We start from the raw sequence: 23,816 nt of genomic DNA on the forward strand, positions 1-23,816 counted from the left end.
TTCGACTCGATATCTCAAGTCGGTGTATCTCTAAAGTGCGCCTCGGTCAGTCCCCTCTCACTTTGGGAGAGGGGCTCTTGCCTTTAAAGCTCGCCGAGACCATCGATCAGCGCCTGATTCTGCTCCGGCGTGCCAATCGAAATCCGCAGGAACTGCGCAATCCGTTCCTGCTTGAAGTGCCTGACAATCACGCCCTGCTCACGCAATTTAGCCGCCAGCCCTGCCGCATCATGCTGCGGATGCCGGGCGAAGATGAAGTTCGCCGCCGACGGCAGCACTTCAAAACCCTTGGCCTGCAACTGTGCAATCACCCACTCACGGCTCTCGATGACCAGACGGCAAGTCTTGTCGAAATACTCACGATCCTCAAATGCGGCAGCCGCACCGACAATCGCCAGACGATCCAGCGGATAGGAGTTGAAGCTGTTCTTGATCCGCTCCAGCGCCTCGATGAGATCGGGATGGCCGACCGCCAGACCAACGCGCAAACCCGCCAAAGAGCGCGACTTGGACAAGGTCTGCGTCACCAGCAGGTTCGGATAACGGTCCACCAGACTGATCGCGGTTTCGCCGCCGAAGTCGATATACGCCTCGTCCACCACGACCACCGAATCCGGGCTGGCCTTGAGGATCTGCTCGACCGCATCCAGCGCCAGCAGGCAACCGGTTGGCGCATTCGGATTCGGGAAAATGATTCCGCCATTCGGTTTGGCATAGTCCGCCGGATCAATCTGGAACTGCGCGTCCAGCGGCACCGCGTCGTACTGGATGCCGTACAACCCGCAGTAAACCGGATAGAAGCTGTAACTGATGTCCGGGAACAACAGCGGCTTATCGTGTTGCAGCAAACCGTGGAAAATGTGCGCGAGCACTTCGTCCGAACCGTTGCCAAGGAACACCTGATTGCTCTGCACGCCGTAATACTGGGCGACAGCAGTTTTCAGCAGATCACTGTTCGGGTCCGGGTACAGGCGCAGGTTGTCATTCAGTTCGACCTGCATCGCTGCCAAGGCTTTTGGCGAGGGGCCGTACGGATTTTCGTTGGTGTTGAGCTTGACCAGTTTGGTCAGCTTCGGCTGTTCGCCCGGCACGTACGGCACCAGATCTTTAACGAACGGGCTCCAGAATTTGCTCATCGCTCAGTTCCCCTGCCCTTGTAGAAAGTCTTCGTCTTTGATGCGGTATTCAGCGCTGCGCGCGTGGGCGCTCAGCGATTCGCCACGGGCCAGCACCGATGCAGTTTTCCCCAGTTCGGAAGCTCCGGCCTCCGAGCAGAAGATGATCGACGAACGCTTCTGGAAGTCGTACACGCCCAGCGGCGAAGAAAACCGCGCGGTGCCGGAGGTCGGCAGCACGTGGTTCGGGCCAGCGCAGTAATCGCCCAACGCTTCGGAGGTGTGACGGCCCATGAAGATCGCGCCGGCGTGGCGGATCTGCGGCAGCCAGGCTTGCGGATCGGCGACCGACAGTTCCAGGTGCTCAGGGGCAATGCGATTGGCGACTTCGATGGCTTGGGCCATGTCCTTCACGTGAATCAACGCACCACGACCATTGATCGAGGTTTCGATGATGGTGGAGCGATCCATGGTCGGCAGCAGCTTGTCGATGCTCGCAGCGACCTTGTCGAGGAATTCGGCATCCGGGCTGACCAGAATCGCCTGGGCGTCTTCGTCGTGCTCGGCTTGCGAGAACAGGTCCATGGCAATCCAGTCCGGATCGGTCTGGCCGTCGCAGACCACGAGGATTTCCGAAGGGCCGGCGATCATGTCGATACCGACCTGGCCGAACACGTGGCGCTTGGCGGTGGCGACATAGATATTGCCCGGGCCAACGACTTTGTCTACTTGCGGAACACTTTCGGTGCCGTAGGCCAATGCAGCGACGGCTTGCGCACCACCGATGGTGAACACCCGGTCTACGCCAGCGATGCATGCGGCCGCCAGCACCAGTTCGTTGATTTCACCGCGCGGGGTCGGCACGACCATGACCACTTCGGTCACGCCGGCGACCTTGGCCGGAATCGCGTTCATCAGCACCGACGACGGGTAAGACGCCTTGCCACCCGGCACATACAGGCCTGCGCGATCCAGCGGCGTGACCTTCTGGCCCAGCACGGTGCCGTCGGCTTCGGTGTAGCTCCAGGAATCCTGCTTCTGTTTTTCGTGATAGCTGCGCACACGGGCCGCGGCTGTTTCCAGGGCTTCGCGCTGGGGCACGGTGATGCGGGTCAAAGCCAGTTCCAGACGCTCACGCGGCAGGATCAGGTCAGCCATCGAAGCGACTTCAAGGCCATCAAACTTCTGGGTGAACTCGACCAGCGCCGCGTCGCCGCGTTCGCGCACAGCCTTGATGATGTCCAGCACGCGCTCATTGACCGAGTCGTCAGACACACTTTCCCAGCTCAGCAGATGATCCAGATGATGCGCGAAATCCGGGTCAGCAGCGTTGAGTCGGCGAATTGCAGTCGGTGCGGTCATAGCGAGAGCCTCATAGGAATGGCAAAAACTCAGGCGCCCTAACTTAGCAGTCGTTTCCGCTTGGGCACCTGAGATTCTGGCTATGAGGCGGATAGACGGGCGCGACTTAACGTCGCGCAGGTGAATCAGCCGCGGTGTCGCGATTCCACTGCGTTGCGCAGGGTATCGATCAACGCCTGGATTCGGGCGTGTTGCATTTTCATCGAAGCCTTGTTGACCACCAGGCGCGAGCTGATCGTGGCAATCAGTTCCTGAGGTTCCAGGCCGTTGGCGCGCAGGGTGTTGCCGGTGTCGACCACGTCGATGATCTTGTCAGCGAGACCGATCAGCGGCGCCAGTTCCATCGAGCCGTAGAGCTTGATGATGTCGACCTGACGGCCCTGCTCGGCGTAGTAACGCTTGGCCACATTGACGAATTTGGTCGCCACGCGCAGACGGCCTTTTGGCTCCGGCGCGCCGATCTTGCCGGCGGTCATCAGCTTGCACTGGGCGATCTGCAGATCCAGCGGCTCGTAGAGGCCCTGGCCGGTGTATTCCATCAACACGTCTTTGCCGGCAACGCCGAGGTCGGCCGCGCCATGCTCGACGTAAGTCGGCACATCGGTGGCACGCACGATCAGCAGACGAACGTCGTCCTGGGTCGTGGGAATGATCAGCTTACGGCTCTTGTCCGGATTCTCGGTCGGCACGATGCCCGCTTCGGCAAGAAGCGGCAGGGTGTCGTCAAGGATGCGGCCCTTGGACAGTGCGATGGTCAACATGGGAAACGTCAGTCCTTATCAAGGTACTCATGTCCGGTCGCAATCGGCGCCGGACACACATCGAGCCGGAAACCGGCTCGACTCTTAAAATCAGTGGACACGTCCCTGTGTCCCAATGCAGCAATCAGCCCGGAACGCGACGGATCTTGGCGCCCAGCATCTGCAGTTTTTCTTCGATGCACTCGTAACCACGGTCGATGTGGTAGATGCGGTCGATCAGGGTATCGCCTTCGGCAACCAGAGCCGAGATCACCAGGCTGGCCGAAGCGCGCAGGTCGGTCGCCATGACTGGCGCGCCTTTCAGAACTTCAGTACCGGTGACGATGGCGGTGTTGCCTTCGACCTGGATCTTGGCGCCCATGCGGTGCAGTTCGTACACGTGCATGAAACGGTTTTCGAAGATCGTCTCGATCACGGCACCGGTGCCTTCGGCAATGGCGTTGAGCGAGATGAACTGTGCTTGCATGTCAGTCGGGAACGCCGGGTACGGCGCGGTGCGCACGTTGACCGCTTTCGGACGCTTGCCGTGCATGTTCAGCTCGATCCAGTCTTCACCACAGGTGATTTCTGCGCCGGCTTCACGGAGCTTTTCCAGAACGGCTTCGAGAATGGTCGGATCGGTGTCCTTGACCTTGACGCGGCCACCGGTCACGGCAGCGGCAACGAGGTAGGTGCCGGTTTCGATACGGTCAGGCATGACCTTATAGAAGGCCGACCCCAGACGCTCGACGCCATCAATAGTGATGGTGTCAGTACCAGCGCCGGACACCTTGGCGCCCATGGCGTTGAGGAAGTTCGCCAGGTCAACCACTTCAGGTTCACGGGCGGCGTTCTGCAACACGCTGCGACCCTTGGCCAGAGCAGCGGCCATCATGATGTTCTCGGTACCGGTCACGCTGACGGTATCGAAGAAGAAGTGCGCACCGCGCAGGCCACCTTCAGGCGCCTTGGCCTTGATGTAGCCGCCTTCGACGTCGATCACCGCGCCCATGGCTTCGAGACCACGGATGTGCAGGTCGACCGGACGCGAACCGATGGCGCAACCGCCAGGCAGTGCCACTTCGGCTTCACCGAAACGGGCAACCATCGGGCCCAGTACCAGGATCGACGCACGCATGGTTTTCACCAGTTCGTACGGTGCGATCAGGGTCTTGATGGTGCGCGGGTCGATTTCGACGCTGAGTTTTTCGTCGATCACAGGCTCAATGCCCATGCGACCGAACAACTCGATCATGGTGGTGATGTCGTGCAGGTGCGGCAGGTTGCCAACGGTCACCGGGCCATCGCACAGCAGGGTGGCCGCCAGGATCGGCAGGGCGGAGTTTTTTGCGCCGGAAATGCGGATCTCGCCATCAAGACGAGCGCCACCGGTAATAATCAATTTATCCATAAGAATCTCGACGCCCTTAGGCTCAGGTGCGCTCGGCCCAGGCCGCGCTGCTGAAAAATTTCATAGTGACCGCATGGATGCTGCCATCGGTGATCCATGGGTTCAAATGGGCATAGACCTGCTGCTGACGCTTCACCGGGCTCAACGCCGCCAGTTCATCGCTAATCACGTTCAGCTGGAAATTGCAGCCTTCGCCCTCAACTTCTACCAACGTTCCGGGCAGCTTTCCTTCAAGGAAGCTCTTCACTTCTACGGCCTGCATGCTCAACCTCAATCGGCGCCCTGTGCGCACGGGTCGGACATCATACAAAAAAGCCCCGCGCCTGCGAACCCCGCATGGCAGGACTCTGACGGGGGGCTTCTTTATAGATGTGGGTTCAGGGGTGCGCCAACAGTTCGGTCAGTTCACTGACCTGAGCAATTTCGCGCATGTCTTCGGGCATCGCACGGATGCTGACAGCCTTGCCGGCCGCATTCGCATCGCGCATGAAGCACAGCAGCAACGATAAACCGACGCTGCTGGACTTCTTCACCGCCGAGCAATCGATCACCAGCGAAGAGGCCTTGCTGGACTTGATCAGCGTCTGGCCTTGCTTGCGCAGGTCGGCGCCGGTGCGATAGTCCAGCACTCCGCTGAGCAGTAGCTCGTCGATATCACTCATACGAACTGCGGCCTCATTCATTGCGCGGGGTTCTTTTCGGTGGCTTCTTTGGCCTTGGCCACTTCACCGGCCCAACCATTGATGGTCTTGTCCAGATCGTTGCCATTGCGCTGCATCGCGTCGGCGAACTGATCACGGAACAGTTTGCCGATGTTGATGCCGTTGATGATCACATTGCGCAGTTTCCACTCGCCGTTGATCTTCTCCAGCGTGTACTGCACTGGATAGATTGCACCGCTGCTGCCTTTGACGGTCATGTTGACGCTGGTGCGATCACCCGATTCGTCCTTGGCAGGGTCAACGGTGATGCCCTGGTTGTTGTACTCAAGCAGAGCGTTGCCGTAGAACTGGAACAGGCCTTTCTTGAAGTTTTCCTGGAAGGTCTGCATCTGCGCAGGCGTGGCCTTGCGCGAGTACTTGACCGTCATGATGCTCTTGGAAATACCTTCGGCATCCACCACGGGCCCGACGATGTTGTTGAGCGCCGTGTAGAAATCAGTCGGGTCCTGCTTGTATTTCTCTTTGTTGGCAGCCAGGTCGGCCAGCAACCGGGTGGTCGTGTCCTGAACCAGATCATGGGCCGAAGTCGCAGCAGCCACGGCGTTACCCATCAACGGCAGGGCCGCCAACAGCACCAACAGGCTGCGTCGCAAGATAGAGATCATTCAAAAGCTCCTCATTTGGCGTCTTTGCTAACGGTATTGAGCAGGAATTTACCGATCAGGTCTTCCAGTACCAGTGACGACTGGGTGTCGTGGATGGTTCCGCCATCCTTCAGCGGTTTGTCTTCCCCGCCTACGCTGATACCGATGTACTTCTCGCCCAGCAGACCAGCGGTCAGGATAGACGCTGTGGAGTCGGTCGGCAGGTTGTCGACCTTTTTATCCACTTGCAGAGTGACCCGACCGGTGAAGCTGTCGCGATCCAGATCGATCGCCGTGACCTTGCCGATGGTCACACCGGCCATGGTCACTTTGGCTCTGACCGTCAAACCGGCGATATTGTCAAAGTAGGCATAAAGTTTATACGTGTCGGTGGTCGACGTCGGAGACAGACCACTGACCCGCAAAGCAAGCAGCAACAAGGCCAGGATCCCTGCCAGCAGGAACAGGCCGACACCGATTTCCAGGGTGCGGTTTTGCATCAGAAATCTCCAAACATCAAAGCGGTCAGAATAAAGTCCAGGCCGAGCACTGCCAGCGAGGCAAACACCACGGTCTTGGTGGTAGCACGACTGATGCCCTCGGAAGTGGGCTCACAGTCATAGCCTTGGAATACGGCAATCCAGGTCACTACAAAGGCGAAAACGATACTTTTGATCACGCCATTGAGCACGTCACTGGTGAAATTAACGCTGTTCTGCATGTTCGCCCAATAAGAGCCTTCATACACACCCAGCCAGTCGACAGCCACCCACGAACCGCCCCAGATGCCTACCACGCTGAAAATCATCGCCAGCACTGGCAGGGAAATGAAGCCGGCCCACAGGCGCGGGGCAATGATGTACTTGAGCGGATCGACACCGATCATTTCCAGGCTGGACAGCTGTTCGGTGGACTTCATGTTGCCGATCTCGGCGGTCAGTGCCGAACCGGCACGACCAGCGAACAACAGCGCCGTCACCACCGGGCCGAGTTCACGCAGCAGGGTCAGCGCAACCATCTGCCCCACCGCCTGCTCCGAACCGTAACTCGACAGAATGCTGAAGCCCTGCAGCGCCAGCACCATGCCGATGAAGATCCCGGAAACAACAATGATCACCAGCGACATCACGCCGACCGAATGCAGTTGCTTGACCAGCAGGCCGAAGCCACCGCTGATGCCACCGCGACCCAACAACGCGTGAAACAGAAACAGCGTCGCACGACCGAACACCGCGACGGCATCGATCGCCGCCTCGCCGAACCGGCGTACGCGTTCTATTAATGAAATTCTGCGCATCAGCGCTTCCCCAGAAGATCTGCGCGGTAATCCGTCGCTGGAAAATGGTACGGCACCGGGCCATCGGGATCGCCGGTCATGAACTGACGGATACGCGGCTCGTCCGAGTTCATCAACTCGTCCGGCGTACCCTGCCCCAGCACCTGACCATCACCGACGACATAGATGTAGTCGGCAATGCTCGCGGTTTCGGCCAGATCGTGGGAAACCACGATACTGGTGATCCCCAGTGCATCGTTGAGCAGGCGGATCAGACGGACCAGCACGCCCATGGCGATCGGGTCCTGCCCGACGAACGGTTCGTCGTACATGAGGATCTGCGGATCGAGCGCAATGGCCCGCGCCAGTGCAACGCGGCGCTTCATGCCACCGGACAGCTCATCCGGCATCAACTCGATGGCACCGCGCAGACCGACCGCCTGCAATTTGAGCAGGACGATGTCGCGGATCATTTCTTCCGGCAAATCGGTATGAACACGCAGGGGGAAAGCCACGTTCTCGAAAACATCGAGATCGGTGAACAGCGCGCCGCTTTGAAACAGCACACCCATGTGCTTTCGCGCATCGAACAGATCGCTGCGCGAAAGCGCAGGCAGGTTCTGGCCGTTGACCCAGACTTCGCCGCTGGCAGGGCGCAGTTGTGCACCCATCAATCGCAGCAGCGTGGTCTTGCCACACCCGGAAGGTCCCATGATGCCGGTGACCTTGCCGCGCGGGATGCGAATATCGACGTTATTGAAAATGCTGCGCGCACCGCGCTTGAAGGAGACTCCCTTCAGCTCGACCGCGTAGGCGTTATCGGCACTCATCTAAACTCCTTGCGATGCAGCCTCTCACTCGGACGCCTGTCTTTACTTAAAAAGTACGTACATCCCGGGCAGGCCGAACTGGCGGCGAACTATATCACTGCAAAGGCTACGCGCCCAAGGCTTGTACCAGCCTGTGTTCGGCGATATGACAGGTGCGCGGGCTCTTTTCCCGGGTTTTGGTAACGAGTAATGACAAAGCACGACGAACTTGCGTGAGGCTTTGCTACATAACCGCTATAATCGCCGCCTTTTCATCGGGCTATACGATTTCTGACATGAGCCAATCCAGCGACCTGATTCAATCGGCACAACGCACCATCCAACTCGAAGTGGAAGCCGTACAAGGCTTGTTGCCCCATATCGACGCCGATTTCGTACGCGCTTGCGAGATGATTCTGGCCAGTAAAGGCCGTGTAGTCGTGGTCGGCATGGGCAAGTCCGGGCACATTGGCAACAAGATTGCCGCCACCCTTGCCAGCACCGGCACCCCGGCCTTTTTTGTCCATCCGGCCGAAGCCAGTCATGGCGACATGGGCATGATCACTCGCGACGATGTGATTCTGGCCCTGTCGAACTCCGGCTCGACCAATGAAATCGTAACCCTGCTGCCACTGATCAAACGTCTGGGCATCCAGCTGATCAGCGTCACCGGCAACCCGCAGTCGCCGCTGGCCAAGGCTGCCGAGGTCAATCTCAACGTTCATGTCGAGCATGAAGCTTGCCCGCTGAACCTGGCGCCGACCTCTTCGACTACTGCGGCGCTGGTCATGGGTGACGCGCTGGCCGTGGCACTGCTGGAGGCACGCGGCTTCACCGCCGAAGACTTCGCCTTTTCACACCCCGGTGGCGCCCTCGGACGCCGCCTGCTGCTGAAAGTGGAAAACGTCATGCACGCCGGACAGGAGTTGCCGCAAGTCCAACGCGGTACGCTGCTCAAGGACGCACTGATGGAAATGACCCGTAAAGGTCTGGGCATGACCGTCATCCTTGAAACCGACGGTAAACTGGCCGGGATCTTCACCGACGGCGACTTGCGCCGTACGCTGGACCGCAGCATCGACATTCGCAGCGCCACCATCGACCAGGTAATGACAGCACACGGCAAGACTGCACGGCCTGAGATGTTGGCCGCCGAAGCCCTGAAAATCATGGAAGATCACCGAATCAATGCACTGGTCGTCGTAGACGAGGAAGATCGCCCGGTAGGCGCCTTCAACCTCTCCGACCTGCTGCGCGCAGGAGTCATGTAATGAGCAACGATCTGCTGCAACGCGGCAAAGCGATCAAACTGGCGGTTTTCGATGTCGACGGTGTCCTCACCGACGGGCGCCTGTACTTCCTTGAGGACGGCAGCGAATTCAAGACCTTCAACACCCTCGATGGCCAAGGCATCAAAATGCTGATGAACGCCGGCGTGCAGACCGCTATCATCAGCGGTCGCAAAACCCCGGTAGTCGAGCGTCGCGCGAAAAACCTGGGGATTCCCCACCTGTTTCAGGGCCGTGAAGACAAACTGGTCGTCCTCGACGGCCTGCTTGCGCAACTGGGCCTAAGCTATGAAGAGGTCGCCTATCTCGGTGACGACCTGCCTGACCTGCCGGTGATCCGCCGGGTAGGCTTGGGCATGGCCGTGGCCAACGCTGCCGATTTCGTCCGCGAACACGCCCATGGCGTTACCCGCGCCCGTGGTGGCGAAGGTGCCGCCCGCGAATTCTGCGAATTGATCCTGCGCGCCCAGGGCCGCCTCGATGCGGCCAACGCCGCGTACCTGTGAGCCAAACCATGTTCAGCAAAAAATTTCGTAACTTCCTGCTGTTCGGCTGCATCGCTGCGATTTTCGCAGCGGTCGGCTATTGGAATATCAGCCCGGAACGCTTTCTCGACAAACCACCGGTCACCTCGGTTGAAACGCCTATCGACTGGTATGCAACCAACACGCATACCCTGCAATACCTGCCGGATGGCAAGGTGCAGTATGAAATGACGTCAGAAAAAGCCGAGCACGTGAAGGCAACCGACGTCACGCTCGTGACCAAACCCGACCTGAACATGTATCGCGGAACAGAATTTCCGTGGCACGTGACCAGTGAGCGCGGTGAAGTGAACTCAGGCGGCACCGAAGTCGAACTGATCGACTCGGTGCGCGTTGCGCGCACCGATGAAAAGAAGCGTGACATTCTGATCACGTCCACTCGCATGACCGTGTTCCCGCAGCAGGAATATGCGCAGACCGAGCAACCCGTTAGAATCGACGGCGCTGGCGGCGTATCGACTGGCGTTGGAATGAAAGCGTACCTGAAGGAAAGCAGGATACACCTGCTATCGAACGTAAGAGGACAGTATGAGGCTCGTTAAAACCCTCCCTATTTTGCTCAGTCTGGGCGCAGCACTGGGAAGCGTGAGCGCCTGGGCTCTGCCGAACGATCAGCAGCAACCTATCCGCATTCAGGCCGACGACGCCCAACTGGACGACAAGAACGGCATCGCCACCTATAAAGGTGATGTGATCATCACCCAGGGCTCGATGAAGGTCACCGGCAATACCGTGACCATCACTCGTACCCCTGCCGGCGATATCGACGTGGTGACTTCGGTGGGCAACCTTGCCTACTTCGAACAACTGCAGACCGCTGGCGACACCAAGCCGGTTCAGGGCTGGGGCGTGACGATCCAGTACCACGCCGCGCAAAACCGCGTCGTACTGATCGACAAGGCCAAGGTGGTCGACAAGGACAACAACACGACTCAGGGCGAGAAAATCGTCTATGACACCGTGAAGAAACTGGCCAGCGCCGGTCGCGCTACCGGCAGCAAGGTCACCGAGGCGCGTCCACGCATCGACATGGTGATCCAGCCGAAGAAGAAAACCGACGAGAAAACCCAGTAATGGCAACTCTGAAAGCTCAGCACCTGGCCAAGGCCTATAAAAGCCGCCAGGTCGTGCGTGACGTCAGCCTGTCGATCGACAGCGGCCAGATCGTCGGCCTGCTCGGCCCGAACGGCGCTGGCAAGACCACGTGCTTCTACATGATCGTCGGCCTGGTACAGGCCGATCAGGGTCGCGTGCTGATCGACGATCTGGACGTCAGCCATCAGCCAATGCACGGTCGCGCCAAGGCCGGTATCGGCTATCTGCCGCAAGAAGCGTCGATCTTCCGCAAACTGTCGGTGGCCGATAACATCATGGCCATCCTCGAGACCCGTCAGGAACTCGACAAGGCCGGCCGTCGCAAGGAGCTGGAAAGCCTGCTGCAGGAATTCCACATCAGCCACATCCGCGACAACCTCGGCATGAGCCTGTCCGGTGGTGAACGCCGCCGGGTGGAAATCGCTCGCGCACTGGCGACCGCACCGAAATTCATCCTGCTCGACGAACCGTTCGCCGGTGTCGACCCGATTTCGGTCGGCGACATCAAGCAGATCATCCACCACCTCAAGGCCAAGGGCATCGGTGTATTGATCACCGACCACAACGTCCGTGAGACGCTGGACATCTGCGAAACCGCTTACATCGTCAACGATGGTCAACTGATCGCCGAAGGCGACGCAGAAACCATCCTGGCCAACGATCTGGTCAAGGAAGTGTATCTGGGCCACGAGTTCCGCCTGTAAGCGCAACAGTGCCCGGTGCGCCGCCGGGGCGCTGTATCGATTCAAGCAGGATTAATACGCTTTAATTGTTACAGCGCTCTAGGCAAACACTTCAGTTTCAGGCATATAATTTGCTTAAGTTTGGCGCTTCGGCGCCCTGTAGTGGATGGCGCATAGCGCCGGCGAATAAGGTGTTAAGCCCCTGCCATGAAACCATCGCTAGTCTTGAGAATGGGCCAGCAGCTGACGATGACACCGCAGCTGCAACAGGCCATCCGCCTGCTCCAATTGTCGACCCTGGATCTGCAACAGGAAATCCAGGAGGCTCTGGAATCCAATCCGATGCTCGAACGCCAGGAAGAAGGCGACGACTTCGACAATTCCGACCCCATGGCCGACAACGCCGAACAGAAGCCCAACACCGAGATCCAGGAACCCTCGTATCAGGAAACCGCGCCGACGGTGGACAACCTGGAGGAAGGTGACTGGAGCGAGCGTATCCCCAACGAACTGCCGGTCGATACCGCCTGGGAAGACGTCTATCAGACCAGCGCCAGCAGCCTGCCCAGCAGCGATGACGACGAATGTGACTTCACCACCCGCACGTCCGCCGGCGAGAGCCTGCAAAGCCACCTGTTGTGGCAACTGAACCTGGCACCGATGTCCGACACCGATCGCCTGATCGCCGTCACCCTGATCGATTGCATCAACAATCAGGGCTACCTGGACGAAACCCTCGAAGAAATCCTTGAGGCGTTCGATCCGGAACTCGACATCGAACTCGATGAAATCGAAGCCGTCCTGCACCGCATTCAGCAATTCGAACCCGCTGGTATCGGCGCGCGCAACCTTAGTGAATGCCTGCTGCTGCAATTGCGTCAGCTACCCGCCAAGACGCCTTGGCTGGCTGAAGCGAAACGTTTGGTCAGCGATTACATCGACCTGCTCGGCAGCCGCGATTACAGCCAGTTGATGCGCCGCATGAAGCTCAAGGAAGACGAGCTGCGCCAGGTCATCGAACTGGTGCAAAGCCTCAATCCGCGCCCTGGCTCGCAAATCGAATCCACCGAAGCCGAATACGTTGTCCCTGACGTCATCGTGCGCAAGGACAACGAGCGCTGGCTGGTCGAGCTGAATCAGGAATCGGTGCCGCGTCTGCGCGTCAACGCCCAGTACGCCGGTTTCGTCCGCCGTGCCGACACCAGCGCCGACAACACCTTCATGCGCAATCAGTTGCAGGAAGCCCGCTGGTTCATCAAGAGCCTGCAGAGCCGCAACGAAACCCTGATGAAAGTAGCCACCCAGATCGTCGAGCATCAGCGCGGTTTTCTGGAGTACGGCGACGAGGCCATGAAGCCGTTGGTTCTGCATGACATCGCTGAAGCGGTCGGCATGCACGAATCGACCATTTCCCGGGTGACAACGCAGAAATTCATGCATACCCCGCGCGGTATTTATGAACTGAAATACTTTTTCTCCAGCCACGTCAGCACCTCCGAAGGCGGCGAATGCTCGTCCACGGCGATCCGCGCGATCATCAAAAAACTGGTTGCCGCGGAAAATCAGAAAAAGCCGTTGAGTGACAGCAAGATCGCTGGTTTACTGGAGGCACAAGGCATTCAGGTGGCTCGCCGCACCGTCGCCAAGTACCGCGAATCCCTCGGGATCGCGCCTTCGAGCGAACGCAAGCGGTTGATGTAAGCCACGTTACAGCGTTCCAGTGGCAGGCTATCCAGCCTGCCGCTTTATGCACTGGCAACGAAGGAGAAGCTGTATGCAAGTCAACATCAGTGGACACCAACTGGAAGTGACCCAACCTCTGCGTTCCTACATCGAGGAAAAACTCCAACGACTGGAGCGCCATTTCGACAAGATCACCAACGTGCAAGTCACGATGTGCGTCGAAAAGCTGAAGCAGAAAATCGAAGCCACCTTGCATATACCCGGCAGCGAAGTGGTCGCCAACGCGGAACATACCGATATGTACGCGGCGATCGACGCCTTGACCGACAAGCTGGATAAACAACTCAAAAAGCATAAGGAAAAGACCCAGAGCCTGCTCCAGGGCGCTACCGGTCGATAACCCCCCACCCCATGATCCGACTTGAAAGTATCCTGACCCCCGGCCGTTCCCTCGTGAACGTGCCGGGCGGCAGTAAAAAGAAAGCCCTCGAACAAATTGCCAACCTGATTGCCCGCGAAGTGGCGGATCTGGAGATGCAAGATGTCTTCGAGGCGTTGATTGCCCGTGAAAAACTCGGTTCCACCGGTTTTGGCAACGGCATCGCCATTCCTCACTGCCGCCTCAAGGGTTGCACAGCACCGATCAGTGCGCTGATGCATCTTGATGCTCCGATTGATTTCGACGCCATTGACGGCGCACCGGTTGACCTGCTGTTTGTTTTGCTGGTCCCGGAGGCTGCCACCGATGCGCACCTGGAGCTGCTGCGCCAGATCGCCAGCATGCTCGATCGCAAGGAAGTGCGTGAAAAACTGCGCAGCGCTCCAAGCAATGAAGCGTTGTATCAGGTTGTCCTGGACGAGCAGAACGGGCACTAATCATGCGCTTGATCATCGTCAGTGGCCGTTCCGGCTCGGGTAAAAGTACGGCTCTGGATGTCCTTGAGGACAACGGCTATTACTGCATCGACAACCTGCCCGCAGGCTTGCTGCCGGAACTGGCCGAACGCGCGCTGATTCACACGGAACTGGCGCAGCCGCTGGTAGCCGTGTCCATCGATGCGCGCAACCTGCCGAGCCACCTGACACGCTTTCCCGAACTGCTTGAAGATGTCCGGGCCAAACACATCCAGTGCGACGTCCTGTATCTGGATGCCGACGAGGAAACCCTGCTCAAGCGTTTTTCTGAAACCCGCCGTCGCCATCCCCTGAGCAACGCCAATCGCTCGCTGGCCGAGGCGATCCAGGATGAAACCGCCCTGCTCGGCCCGATCGCCGACCTCGCGGACCTGAAAATCAACACCACCAATCTGAACCTGTACCAGTTGCGCGACTCAATCAAGCTGCGTCTGCTGAACCAGCCGGAGCCGGGGACCGCATTTCTGGTCGAGTCCTTCGGCTTCAAGCGCGGCATGCCGGTGGATGCGGATCTGGTGTTCGATGTGCGCTGCCTGCCTAATCCTTACTGGAAGCCGGAACTGCGTGCGCAATCGGGTCTCGATGCGCCGGTGGCCGAATACCTGGCGGCACAGCCGGAGGTCGAAGAAATGTTTCAGGACATCTTCACCTACCTGCACAAGTGGCTGCCGCGCTTCGCCGCGAGCAACCGCGCCTACGTCACCATTGCCATTGGCTGCACCGGCGGGCATCACCGCTCCGTCTACCTGACCGAACGCCTGGGTCAGGCCCTGCAGAAAACCCTGAAGAACGTCCAGGTTCGCCACCGCGACCTCACTTAAAGGATTCACACCGCGATGCCTGCTCTGGAAATCGAAATCATCAACAAGCTGGGCCTGCATGCCCGCGCATCGGCCAAGTTTGTTGGCGTGGCCGGGCAGTTTCCGGATTGCTCGATCAGAGTGGGCCGTACGCCAGAGACCACAGTCGATGGCAAAAGCATCATGGCGATGATGATGCTGGCTGCAGGCAAGGGCACCAAGATCTATTTGAGTACTGAAGGGCATCAGGAACAGGAAGCGCTGGATGCGCTGGTGGCGTTGATCAACAACTACTTCGACGAAGGTGGCTGACAGCCAAAATCAAAAAGTCGCAGCCCATGTCGCACCAATCCCTTCGTAGGAGCTGCCACAGGCTGCGATCTTTTGATCTTCAACCCAACGCGGTATCCATCACCATCATCAGACAAAACCCGATCAACAGGCCAAGACTGGCCAGTTTGTCATGACCATTGCGTCGCGACTCGGGAATCACTTCATGGGTCACCACCAGCAACATCGCCCCCGCCGCCAGAGCTAGTCCTAATGGCAACAACACCTGCGCCAGACTGACCAGCCACGCACATAACAACGCAAACACCGGTTCGACCAGACCTGACGCCGCACCGATCAGGAAGGCCCTGACCCGCGACATCCCCGCCCCGGCCAACACCAACGCGATCACCAGACCTTCCGGGACATCCTGCAAAGCGATACCCATGGCCAGGCTGTCCGCATCCGGCATGCCGCCGCCAGCAGAAACCCCGACGGCCATGCCTTCAGGGATGTTATGGGCAATGATGGCGAACACGAACAGCCAGATCCGTGGTGGAATCACCGGATGCTCGACGGTGCCGACGAGCATTTCCGGGGACGCGCCGGAAACCTTCCGATCGACCAGATACAGCCCGAACGCACCCAGCATGATGCCGAAGCAGATCAGGCCGCTGGCACCCCACGGTGTCAGTCCGAGGCTTTCGGCGGCAGCAATGCCCGGCACGATCAGCGAAAACGCCGTCGCCGCCAGCATTACCCCGGCGCCAAAACCCAGCAGCGTATCGCTGAGTGCCTGGGGCATGCGCCGGATTACCAGCACCGGCACAGCCCCGAGCGCCGTGCCGAGGGCGCAGATCGCGCCACCCTGCAACGCGCGCAACAGCCTCGGCTCGAGATTCAGCCATTCCAGTCCGTGGGCGACCAGCAAAGTCATGCCCGCCAACAGCAACAGCGATCCCACTGCGTAACGAAACATACGCCCACTTCCGATCGCCAGCGTTTCAGTGCCCATAGTCAGCCTTGGATTGTTTTTATAGAAGACTTAAACCAGCGCAGCCTGATAACGCGCAGCGACTTCAGGCCAATTGATCACGTTGTAAAAGGCGTTGATGTATTCCGGCCGACGGTTCTGGTAGCGCAGGTAGTAGGCGTGCTCCCAGACATCGAGGCCGAGAATCGGCGTGTTGCCGTTCATCAAGGGGCTGTCCTGGTTGCCGCTGCTTTCCACCAGCAGGTTTTTCTCCGGGGTCACGCTCAGCCAGGCCCAGCCACTGCCGAAACGGGTCAGTGCGGCTTTGGTGAAGGCTTCCTTGAAGCTGTCGAGACCGCCCAATTGCTCATCGATGGCTTTGGCCAGCGCGCCGTCCGGTTTGCCGCCGCCGCTTGGCACCATCACTTCCCAGAACAGCGAGTGATTGGCGTGACCGCCACCCTGATTGATCACTGCCGCACGGAGTTTTTCCGGTAGATCCTTGACGCTGGCGACCAGTTTTTCTACCGGCCATTCGGCGTATTCAGTGCCTTCTACGGCGGCGTTGAGGTTGTTGATGTAGGTCTGGTGATGCTTGGTGTAGTGGATCTCCATAGTCTGCGCATCGATGTGCGGTTCGAGCGCGTCGTAGGCGTAAGGCAAGGCAGGCAAGGTAAAAGCCATTTCAATGGACTCCATGGTGATGAGGGGCAGGCGCGCGGCGCGCATTGCCGGTATCCGGATGCAGCAGGCGTTGGGTGCGCGGGTATTCACCGTGCTCGCTGATGAAATTCAACAGCTCGACGTAAGTCTTGCTGCTCTGGCGCAGCGCCGCTTCACGCAAGGCCAGGCGCTGACGTTCGTCCTGCATGGTCTGCAACAAGCGTTGATGAATGGCGCAGAGGTATTCGGCGCTCTCCTCTGGCTGATTCAGGCGCAAGTGCAGATCGGCCAGGTTGTGGTGGGAGATGACGCAAGCCGCCACCGCTTCGTCGGCATCCGCCCAGCGTTCGAACAACACTTGCGCCAGGGCCAGGGCTTGCAGGTAAGCCTCACGGGCGTCGATCAGTTCGCCGAGCATGAAGCAGCGATTGGCCCGTTCGATCGTGCGTTTCCAGTGCTCCATGGTGAGCCTCCAAAGCGGTTGCGGGGTTTACACGCCGCCGGCGGTGAGTTTCTCGGGGTTGAGCAACTCTTCCAGTTGGCTGCGCGACAGGTCGGTGTGTTCCAGGGCGACGTCGATCACCGCACGGCCTTCCTTGTAGGCCTGCTTGGCGATTTCGGCGGCTTTCTGGTAACCGATGATCGGGTTGAGCGCGGTCACCAGAATCGGGTTGCGCGACAACGCTTCTTTAAGGCGCGACTCGTTCACCTTGAAACTGGCGATGGCTTTGTCGCCGAGCAAGCGGCTGGAATTGGCCAGCAGCTCGATGCTGCTCAGCAGGTTCTGCGCGATGATCGGCAGCATCACGTTCAGTTCGAAATTGCCCGACTGACCAGCAATGGTGATCACCGAATCGTTGCCGATCACTTGTGCGGCGACCATGGCGGTGGCTTCCGGGATCACCGGATTGACTTTGCCCGGCATGATCGACGAGCCCGGTTGCAGGGCTTCGAGTTCGATTTCACCGAGGCCGGCAAGCGGGCCGGAGTTCATCCAGCGCAGGTCGTTGGCGATTTTCATCAGCGACACCGCAGTGGCCTTGAGCTGGCCGGAGACGGCGACGGCGGTGTCCTGCGAGCCGATCAGCGCGAACAGATCCTTGCCCGGAGTAAATTCCACGTCGGTCAATTGACTCAACTGGCGGCTGAAACGCGCGGCGAACTCAGGATGCGCGTTGATCCCGGTGCCGACCGCCGTGCCACCCTGCGCTAGGGATTGCAGGCTTGGCAGCAAATCCTGCAGATGACTGATGTTGGCCTTGAGCTGCTGCGCCCAACCGTTCAGTACCTGGCTCATGCGCACCGGCATTGCGTCCATCAAATGCGTGCGGCCGGTTTTGACGTGGCGATGTACGTGCGTGGCTTTGTGCTCGATCACTTGCACCAGGTGCAGCAGCGCCGGCAGCAGTTGTTCGTGCAGGGCCAGCGCAGCGCTGACGTGGATGGTGGTCGGGATGATGTCGTTGCTGCTCTGGCCGCAGTTGACGTGATCGTTGGCGTTGACCGGCTCGCCGAGCAGACGGCTGGCCAGGGTGGCGATCACTTCGTTGGCGTTCATGTTGGAACTGGTGCCGGAACCGGTCTGGAAGATGTCCACCGGGAAATGCTGCATGAAGTCGCCTTCGAGCAGGCCTTGCGCGGCGTCGCTGATGGCTTTGCCTTGGGCGGCGCTGATCTGGTTGAGTTCAACGTTGGCGCGGGCGGCGGCGGCTTTGGCGAGGATCAGCGCGCGGATGAATTGCGTCGGCATCGGTTTGCCGCTAATCGGGAAGTTATCCACCGCGCGCTGGGTTTGCGCGCCGTAGAGAGCGTCCACCGGCACCTGCAGTTCGCCCATGCTGTCGCGCTCAATACGTGTCTTGGTCATCTGAAAATCCTTGCACCAGTTCAATAAGGGGAATCGAGGGCAGCAATTCGCAGGTGGCGAGTTGCCAGGTGTAGCGTTGCCAGCGCTGGAGCCGGCAGTTGCACAGGGACAGGCGCTCCATTTCACGCAGTGGACGCCAGGCTTGATCGAGACAGAAGCTGCGCCAATGCCACGGCAAGGCGATGTCGGTGGCCGTGTCGAGCAGCAGACGGAAGGAGGTTTCAGCGATGGTCCAGGGAGAAGTCGCCGTACAACAGGCCAGATACCGGCCCTCGGCCAGATAGTGTTCGATCAGGCGCGGTTCGTCGGGATCCATCGCGCAACGGATCTGGCGACTCATCCAGCGCCAGCTTTCGAGGTACGGCTGCTCGTGCAAGGCAGAACTCATGATCCGGGGCTCATCCGATAATGAGATTTATTATTAGATGATAATGAGAACCAAAACAAGGGCGCCGAACCATGCAGATTTCATTGTGGGAGCGCGCCTGCTCGCGAAGGTGTCGTGCCGGTCACCACTGCGGTCGGTCGTGAAATCGCTTTCGCGAGCAGGCTCGCTCCCACATTGGTTTTGTATGGAGCCAATAAAAAAGGCGCGCCACCCGATGAGGTGGCGCGCCTTTTGTGTGACGGCCGGGGTTTAGCTGCCCGCGACAGTCATCCGTTCGATCAACACCGAACCGGTGCGAATGTTGCTGCGCAGCTCCAGATCATTACCGACCGCGACGATTTGCTTGAACATATCGCGCATATTGCCGGCGATGGTCACTTCCTGCACGGCGAACTGAATTTCACCGTTTTCGACCCAGAAACCCGCCGCTCCGCGTGAATAGTCGCCGGTGACCATGTTCAAGCCATGGCCCATCAATTCGGTGACCAGCAAGCCACGGCCCATGCGCTTCAACAGTGCAGCCTGGTCTTCATCGCCATGGGTGACGAACAGGTTGTGTACGCCGCCTGCGTTGGCCGTGCTCGGCATACCCAGTTTACGTCCGGAGTACGTGCCGAGGATATACGACACCAACTCGCCCTTTTCGACGAACGGTTTAGCATATGTCGCCAGACCATCACCGTCGTAGGAAGCACTGCCCATCGCGCGCATCAGGTGCGGACGCTCATCGATGGTCAGCCATTCCGGGAACAGCTTCTGCCCCAGGGTGCCTTCAAGGAAGGACGACTTGCGATACAGGCTGCCGCCGGACACTGCCGAGAGGAAACTGCCAAACAGACCACCCGCCAGTTCTGCGGAAAACAGCACCGGCACTTCGCAAGTCGGCACCGGACGCGCGCCCAGACGGCTCGCCGCCCGTTGCGCAGCACGCTGGCCGATGCTTACCGGATCCGCGAGCAAAGTGCCCTGACGGTTTACGTCATACCAGTAATCGCGCTGCATCTGGCCATCGGCCTCGGCAATCATCACGCAACTCAGGCTGTGCCGCGTCGATGCGTAGCCACCAATGAAACCGTGGCTGTTGCCGTACACGCGGCAGCCCTGATGAGTGCTGAGGGTGGTGCCGTCGGCATTCTTGATCCGCGCATCGGCGTCGAATGCTGCCGCTTCACAGAGCAAGGCCTTCTCAATGGCCTGCTCCGGGGTGATGTCCCACTCGTGGAACAGGTCGAAATCGTGCTGTTCCTTGGCCATCAACGCCGCATCGGCCAGGCCCGAGGCCTCGTCTTCGGAAGTGTGTTTAGCAATGGCCAGTGCCGCCGCGACGGTCTCGCGAATCGCATCCGGACCGGTCGCCGACGTGCTGGCCGAGCCTTTGCGCTGGCCCACATACAGGGTGATGCCAAAGCCCTGATCGCGGTTGAACTCGACCGTTTCGACCTCTCGTTGGCGCACCGACGTCGACAATCCCTGCTCCAGCGACACCGCGACTTCGCAGGCACTGGCGCCCTGACGCTTGGCTTCGGCGATGATCTGCTCGACTTGTTCCTGCAGTGCCGGCAATGCCTGCGGGCCGACGCTTTGAACTGCACTCATGCTCATCTCCACTCAAATTCTGCTTTCGGCTGGGGTCATCGAGCGACCGGGCCGGACAAGCGGCCCCCGACTGGTTATCATGGCGGCGTTTCTTTGCGGACTGCCACCATGGTTGATTCTTACGACGACTCCCTCGATACGGGAGAAAAAAGCAAATCTCAGGTCAAACGCGAGCTGCATGCTCTGGTTGACCTCGGCGAGCGCCTGACAACACTCAAGCCAGACTTGATCGCAAAACTGCCGCTGACCGACGCTATGCGCCGGGCGTTGGCCGATGCGCCCAAGCACACCGCGAACATCGCGCGTAAACGGCACTTGCAGTTCATCGGCAAACTGATGCGCGATCAGGACACTGACGCGATTCTCACGCTGCTCGATCAACTCGATGCCTCGACTCGTCAGTACAACGAGCGTTTCCACAATCTCGAACGCTGGCGTGATCGCCTGATCGCAGGCGACGATGCCGTGCTGGAAAAATTCGTCGTCGAGTACCCGGACGCCGATCGCCAGCAACTGCGTTCCCTGATCCGTCAGGCTCAGCACGAGGTTGCGCAAAACAAACCTCCTGCTTCCAGCCGCAAGATCTTCAAGTACATCCGTGAGCTGGACGAGACTCAACGCGGTCTGCGTTGATATTCGCCATCGGGTGGTCGCCCTGCGCGCCACCCGAAGCTCCACCTATTCTTATGCGCCCGTGCCACCCACGGTGATCGCATCGATTTTCAGCGTCGGCTGGCCCACGCCTACCGGCACCGATTGCCCATCCTTGCCGCACGTGCCCACACCGCTGTCCAGCGCCAGATCGTTACCGACCATCGACACCCGGCTCATCGCCTCGGGGCCGTTGCCGATCAACGTCGCGCCTTTGACCGGCGCAGTGATCTTGCCGTCTTCGATCAGATACGCCTCGCTGGTGGAGAACACGAACTTGCCGCTGGTGATATCGACCTGACCGCCGCCGAGGTTGGCGCAGTAGATGCCCTTCTTCACCGACGCGATGATTTCTGCCGGATCGCTTTCGCCACCGAGCATGTAAGTGTTGGTCATGCGTGGCATCGGCAGATGCGCGTAGGATTCACGACGACCGTTACCGGTGCGGGCCACGCCCATCAGACGCGCATTGAGCTTGTCCTGCATGTAGCCCTTGAGTACGCCGTTTTCGATCAGCGTGGTGCACTCGGTCGGGGTGCCCTCGTCGTCGACGCTCAGCGAACCGCGACGGCCGCTCAAGGTGCCGTCATCGACGATAGTGCAAAGTTTCGAGGCAACCATTTCGCCCATGCGGCCGCTGTAGGCCGAACTGCCCTTGCGGTTGAAGTCGCCTTCGAGACCGTGGCCGACGGCTTCGTGCAACAGCACACCGGACCAGCCCGAACCCAACACCACCGGCAACGTACCGGCCGGCGCAGGAATCGCTTCCAGATTTACCAGCGCCTGACGCAGCGCTTCACGGGCATAGCCCATGGCGCGGTCTTCGGCGAGGAAATAACGGTAGTCGGTACGCCCGCCGCCGCCATGCCCGCCACGCTCGCGACGGCCATTCTGTTCGACGATCACACTGACGTTGAAACGCACCAGTGGACGCACATCGGCGGCCAGACCGCCGTCGGTGGACGCCACCAGAATCCGCTCCCACACACCCGCCATGCTGACGCTGACCTGCTGGATACGCGGGTCAAGTGCGCGGGTGGCGACATCGATGCGCTTGAGCAGCTCGACTTTCTCGGCGCGGCTCAACACTTCCAGCGGGTTATCCGGCGCGTATAACTGTGCAACGTCTTGAGTGGTAAACGCCTGGACTGTGCCGTTCTGCCCGGCCCGGGAGATCGAACGCGCGGCACGGGCCGCTGCGCCGAGGGCTTCGAGGGTGATCGCGTTGCTGTAGGCAAAACCGGTTTTCTCACCGGACTGCGCGCGGACGCCGACACCCTGATCAAGGTTGAAGCTGCCTTCCTTGACGATGCCGTCTTCCAGCGCCCAGGATTCGGAAATCTGGCCCTGGAAATACAGGTCGGCGGCGTCGATGCCGGGGCCGGCCAGGTCGCCGAGCACGCCTTGCAGGCTCTCGATCGTCACGCCGCCGGGCGCCAACAGGTGATCACTGACTGAGGACAACAACTCGCTCATAGGTTTACGCCTTAAATTCGTGTTCTGAGGCAGGCCGCTGTGCGCCCTGCGAGAAAAACCGCCGATGACGCGTCACCGGCATTCGCGCCCTGATGGACGCTTGTTCATTGCTATCGCGCTCGGCCAACAACACCGCTTCGCCTTGATCCTGACTCGCCAGCACACGGCCCCACGGGTCGATGATTGCCGCATGGCCGAACGTTTCTCGCGGTCCCGGATGGGTTCCGCCTTGTGCTGCGGCAAGCACATAACACTGTGTCTCGATGGCGCGTGCGCGAATCAGCACATCCCAATGCGCTGCGCCGGTCACCGCAGTAAAGGCTGACGGTGCGGTAATCAACTCGGCACCGGCGGCACGTAATTCGCTGTACAGCTCGGGAAAGCGCAAGTCGTAACACACGGTCAGACCGACTCGCCCCACGGGCGTATCGGCAACGACAACGCCACTGCCATAAGCATAGTCATCGGATTCGCGATAACGGCCGCGATTGTCCGCCACATCCACATCGAACAGATGCAACTTGTCATAGCGGGCAACGATTTCGCCCTGATCATCGAGCAGCAGCGAGCAGGCCTTGGCCTTGGCCGTCGGTTGATCCAGCGGCGGCAACGGCAAAGTACCGGCCACTATCCATAACTTGAGGTCGCGGGCGGTCTGTTTCAACCACGGCAGGATCGGCCCTTCACCCATTGCTTCGGCACGGCCGATGTCAGCGATATCGCGACGGCCCATAGCGGCGAAGTTTTCCGGCAGCACCGCCAGCATCGCGCCGCCGGCAGCAGCCTGTTCGAGCAGGCGCCGGGCCTGGGCCAGATTGGCCAGCACGTCGCTCTGGCTGACCATTTGAATCACCGCTAAAGACATGGCGAACTCCGCAAGAGATATGCGGCCATGCTACTCCA

29 protein-coding genes are annotated in these 23,816 nt (G+C 59.6%); 11 read left to right on the plus strand and 18 right to left on the minus strand.

What is annotated here, in order from left to right; genetic code table 11:
* Nucleotides 1-83: 83 nt before the first annotated feature.
* The 10 genes from hisC to H8F23_RS03175 form a co-directional block, all read right to left on the minus strand.
* Entirely contained in the window at nt 84-1,136 is a 1,053-nt protein-coding gene (gene hisC / locus H8F23_RS03130; RefSeq protein ID WP_194933402.1) for a histidinol-phosphate transaminase, read from the minus strand.
* 3 nt (nt 1,137-1,139) lie between these two features.
* Entirely contained in the window at nt 1,140-2,477 is a 1,338-nt protein-coding gene (gene hisD, locus H8F23_RS03135) for a histidinol dehydrogenase (RefSeq protein ID WP_194933403.1), read from the minus strand.
* Nucleotides 2,478-2,602: 125 nt separating this feature from the next.
* Nucleotides 2,603-3,238, minus strand: coding sequence for an ATP phosphoribosyltransferase (hisG, locus tag H8F23_RS03140; protein WP_007912384.1), 636 nt, complete (start codon nt 3,236-3,238; stop codon nt 2,603-2,605).
* Between the two features lie 124 nt (nt 3,239-3,362).
* Nucleotides 3,363-4,628, minus strand: coding sequence for a UDP-N-acetylglucosamine 1-carboxyvinyltransferase (gene murA / locus H8F23_RS03145; protein ID WP_007912385.1), 1,266 nt, complete (start codon nt 4,626-4,628; stop codon nt 3,363-3,365).
* A 22-nt stretch (nt 4,629-4,650) separates the two neighbouring features.
* The gene (locus H8F23_RS03150; protein ID WP_008085051.1) at nt 4,651-4,890 is read right to left on the minus strand and encodes a BolA family protein; all 240 of its coding nucleotides are present in this window, start codon (nt 4,888-4,890) and stop codon (nt 4,651-4,653) included.
* A 115-nt stretch (nt 4,891-5,005) separates the two neighbouring features.
* Complete coding sequence (locus H8F23_RS03155; protein ID WP_194933404.1) at nt 5,006-5,311, minus strand: STAS domain-containing protein; 306 nt, start codon at nt 5,309-5,311, stop codon at nt 5,006-5,008.
* The gene (locus H8F23_RS03160) at nt 5,308-5,955 is read right to left on the minus strand and encodes an MlaC/ttg2D family ABC transporter substrate-binding protein (protein WP_007912390.1); all 648 of its coding nucleotides are present in this window, start codon (nt 5,953-5,955) and stop codon (nt 5,308-5,310) included. Before H8F23_RS03160 ends, H8F23_RS03155 begins: the two co-directional genes overlap by 4 nt.
* 11 nt (nt 5,956-5,966) lie before the next feature.
* The gene (gene mlaD, locus H8F23_RS03165) at nt 5,967-6,434 is read right to left on the minus strand and encodes an outer membrane lipid asymmetry maintenance protein MlaD (RefSeq protein WP_007912400.1); all 468 of its coding nucleotides are present in this window, start codon (nt 6,432-6,434) and stop codon (nt 5,967-5,969) included.
* Entirely contained in the window at nt 6,434-7,231 is a 798-nt protein-coding gene (gene mlaE, locus H8F23_RS03170; protein ID WP_003221704.1) for a lipid asymmetry maintenance ABC transporter permease subunit MlaE, read from the minus strand. Before mlaE ends, mlaD begins: the two co-directional genes overlap by 1 nt.
* Nucleotides 7,231-8,040, minus strand: a complete 810-nt coding sequence (locus H8F23_RS03175) for an ATP-binding cassette domain-containing protein (protein ID WP_007912403.1) — start codon at nt 8,038-8,040, stop codon at nt 7,231-7,233. The genes mlaE and H8F23_RS03175 overlap by 1 nt, the downstream gene beginning before the upstream one ends.
* A gap of 275 nt (nt 8,041-8,315) precedes the next feature.
* Here H8F23_RS03175 and H8F23_RS03180 point away from each other — a divergent pair, with 275 nt between their 5' ends.
* The 10 genes from H8F23_RS03180 to H8F23_RS03225 all read left to right on the plus strand — a co-directional run bounded on the left by H8F23_RS03180 (nt 8,316) and on the right by H8F23_RS03225 (nt 15,341).
* Nucleotides 8,316-9,290, plus strand: coding sequence for a KpsF/GutQ family sugar-phosphate isomerase (locus tag H8F23_RS03180; protein WP_007912405.1), 975 nt, complete (start codon nt 8,316-8,318; stop codon nt 9,288-9,290).
* Complete coding sequence (locus H8F23_RS03185) at nt 9,290-9,814, plus strand: KdsC family phosphatase (protein WP_095049755.1); 525 nt, start codon at nt 9,290-9,292, stop codon at nt 9,812-9,814. The genes H8F23_RS03180 and H8F23_RS03185 overlap by 1 nt, the downstream gene beginning before the upstream one ends.
* 8 nt (nt 9,815-9,822) lie before the next feature.
* Entirely contained in the window at nt 9,823-10,395 is a 573-nt protein-coding gene (gene lptC, locus H8F23_RS03190; protein ID WP_038357537.1) for an LPS export ABC transporter periplasmic protein LptC, read from the plus strand.
* Nucleotides 10,382-10,927 carry a lipopolysaccharide transport periplasmic protein LptA gene (gene lptA / locus H8F23_RS03195; protein WP_034154485.1) on the plus strand — a complete coding sequence of 182 codons (546 nt, stop codon included), beginning with the start codon at nt 10,382-10,384 and terminating at the stop codon, nt 10,925-10,927. Before lptC ends, lptA begins: the two co-directional genes overlap by 14 nt.
* Nucleotides 10,927-11,652: an LPS export ABC transporter ATP-binding protein gene (gene lptB, locus H8F23_RS03200; RefSeq protein ID WP_008085069.1), complete on the plus strand. Its 726-nt coding sequence runs from the start codon at nt 10,927-10,929 to the stop codon at nt 11,650-11,652. Before lptA ends, lptB begins: the two co-directional genes overlap by 1 nt.
* A gap of 186 nt (nt 11,653-11,838) precedes the next feature.
* Nucleotides 11,839-13,332: an RNA polymerase factor sigma-54 gene (locus tag H8F23_RS03205; RefSeq protein WP_194933405.1), complete on the plus strand. Its 1,494-nt coding sequence runs from the start codon at nt 11,839-11,841 to the stop codon at nt 13,330-13,332.
* Between the two features lie 73 nt (nt 13,333-13,405).
* Nucleotides 13,406-13,714, plus strand: coding sequence for a ribosome hibernation-promoting factor, HPF/YfiA family (gene hpf / locus H8F23_RS03210; RefSeq protein WP_008085073.1), 309 nt, complete (start codon nt 13,406-13,408; stop codon nt 13,712-13,714).
* A gap of 11 nt (nt 13,715-13,725) precedes the next feature.
* Nucleotides 13,726-14,190: a PTS IIA-like nitrogen regulatory protein PtsN gene (ptsN, locus tag H8F23_RS03215; RefSeq protein ID WP_095049754.1), complete on the plus strand. Its 465-nt coding sequence runs from the start codon at nt 13,726-13,728 to the stop codon at nt 14,188-14,190.
* Nucleotides 14,191-14,192: 2 nt separating this feature from the next.
* Nucleotides 14,193-15,050: an RNase adapter RapZ gene (gene rapZ, locus H8F23_RS03220; RefSeq protein ID WP_038357533.1), complete on the plus strand. Its 858-nt coding sequence runs from the start codon at nt 14,193-14,195 to the stop codon at nt 15,048-15,050.
* A 15-nt stretch (nt 15,051-15,065) separates the two neighbouring features.
* On the plus strand, nt 15,066-15,341 hold the full coding sequence (locus H8F23_RS03225; RefSeq protein ID WP_134174602.1) for an HPr family phosphocarrier protein: 276 nt from the start codon (nt 15,066-15,068) through the stop codon (nt 15,339-15,341).
* Nucleotides 15,342-15,420: 79 nt separating this feature from the next.
* Here H8F23_RS03225 and H8F23_RS03230 read toward each other — a convergent pair whose 3' ends face one another.
* The 6 genes from H8F23_RS03230 to pmbA form a co-directional block, all read right to left on the minus strand.
* On the minus strand, nt 15,421-16,314 hold the full coding sequence (locus tag H8F23_RS03230) for a ZIP family metal transporter (protein WP_194933406.1): 894 nt from the start codon (nt 16,312-16,314) through the stop codon (nt 15,421-15,423).
* A gap of 30 nt (nt 16,315-16,344) precedes the next feature.
* Nucleotides 16,345-16,956 carry a superoxide dismutase gene (locus tag H8F23_RS03235; protein ID WP_194933407.1) on the minus strand — a complete coding sequence of 204 codons (612 nt, stop codon included), beginning with the start codon at nt 16,954-16,956 and terminating at the stop codon, nt 16,345-16,347.
* 1 nt (nt 16,957) lies between these two features.
* Nucleotides 16,958-17,398, minus strand: coding sequence for a hypothetical protein (locus H8F23_RS03240; protein WP_016984162.1), 441 nt, complete (start codon nt 17,396-17,398; stop codon nt 16,958-16,960).
* Nucleotides 17,399-17,425: 27 nt separating this feature from the next.
* Nucleotides 17,426-18,802 carry a class II fumarate hydratase gene (locus H8F23_RS03245; protein WP_194933408.1) on the minus strand — a complete coding sequence of 459 codons (1,377 nt, stop codon included), beginning with the start codon at nt 18,800-18,802 and terminating at the stop codon, nt 17,426-17,428.
* A complete protein-coding gene (locus H8F23_RS03250) occupies nt 18,783-19,190 on the minus strand; it encodes a FagA protein (protein WP_194933409.1) in 408 nt (135 codons plus the stop codon). Before H8F23_RS03250 ends, H8F23_RS03245 begins: the two co-directional genes overlap by 20 nt.
* Nucleotides 19,191-19,439: 249 nt before the next feature.
* The gene (gene pmbA, locus H8F23_RS03255; protein WP_093435945.1) at nt 19,440-20,786 is read right to left on the minus strand and encodes a metalloprotease PmbA; all 1,347 of its coding nucleotides are present in this window, start codon (nt 20,784-20,786) and stop codon (nt 19,440-19,442) included.
* A gap of 108 nt (nt 20,787-20,894) precedes the next feature.
* Between pmbA and yjgA the strand changes: the two genes are divergently transcribed.
* Nucleotides 20,895-21,419 carry a ribosome biogenesis factor YjgA gene (yjgA, locus tag H8F23_RS03260; RefSeq protein ID WP_007915377.1) on the plus strand — a complete coding sequence of 175 codons (525 nt, stop codon included), beginning with the start codon at nt 20,895-20,897 and terminating at the stop codon, nt 21,417-21,419.
* Between the two features lie 51 nt (nt 21,420-21,470).
* Here yjgA and tldD read toward each other — a convergent pair whose 3' ends face one another.
* On the minus strand, nt 21,471-22,913 hold the full coding sequence (gene tldD, locus H8F23_RS03265; protein WP_034154473.1) for a metalloprotease TldD: 1,443 nt from the start codon (nt 22,911-22,913) through the stop codon (nt 21,471-21,473).
* Nucleotides 22,914-22,917: 4 nt separating this feature from the next.
* Nucleotides 22,918-23,778: a carbon-nitrogen hydrolase family protein gene (locus H8F23_RS03270; protein ID WP_194933410.1), complete on the minus strand. Its 861-nt coding sequence runs from the start codon at nt 23,776-23,778 to the stop codon at nt 22,918-22,920.
* Nucleotides 23,779-23,816: the final 38 nt, after the last annotated feature.

This window comes from Pseudomonas neuropathica (genome assembly GCF_015461835.1).
Taxonomy (GTDB): Bacteria; Pseudomonadota; Gammaproteobacteria; order Pseudomonadales; family Pseudomonadaceae; genus Aquipseudomonas; species Aquipseudomonas neuropathica.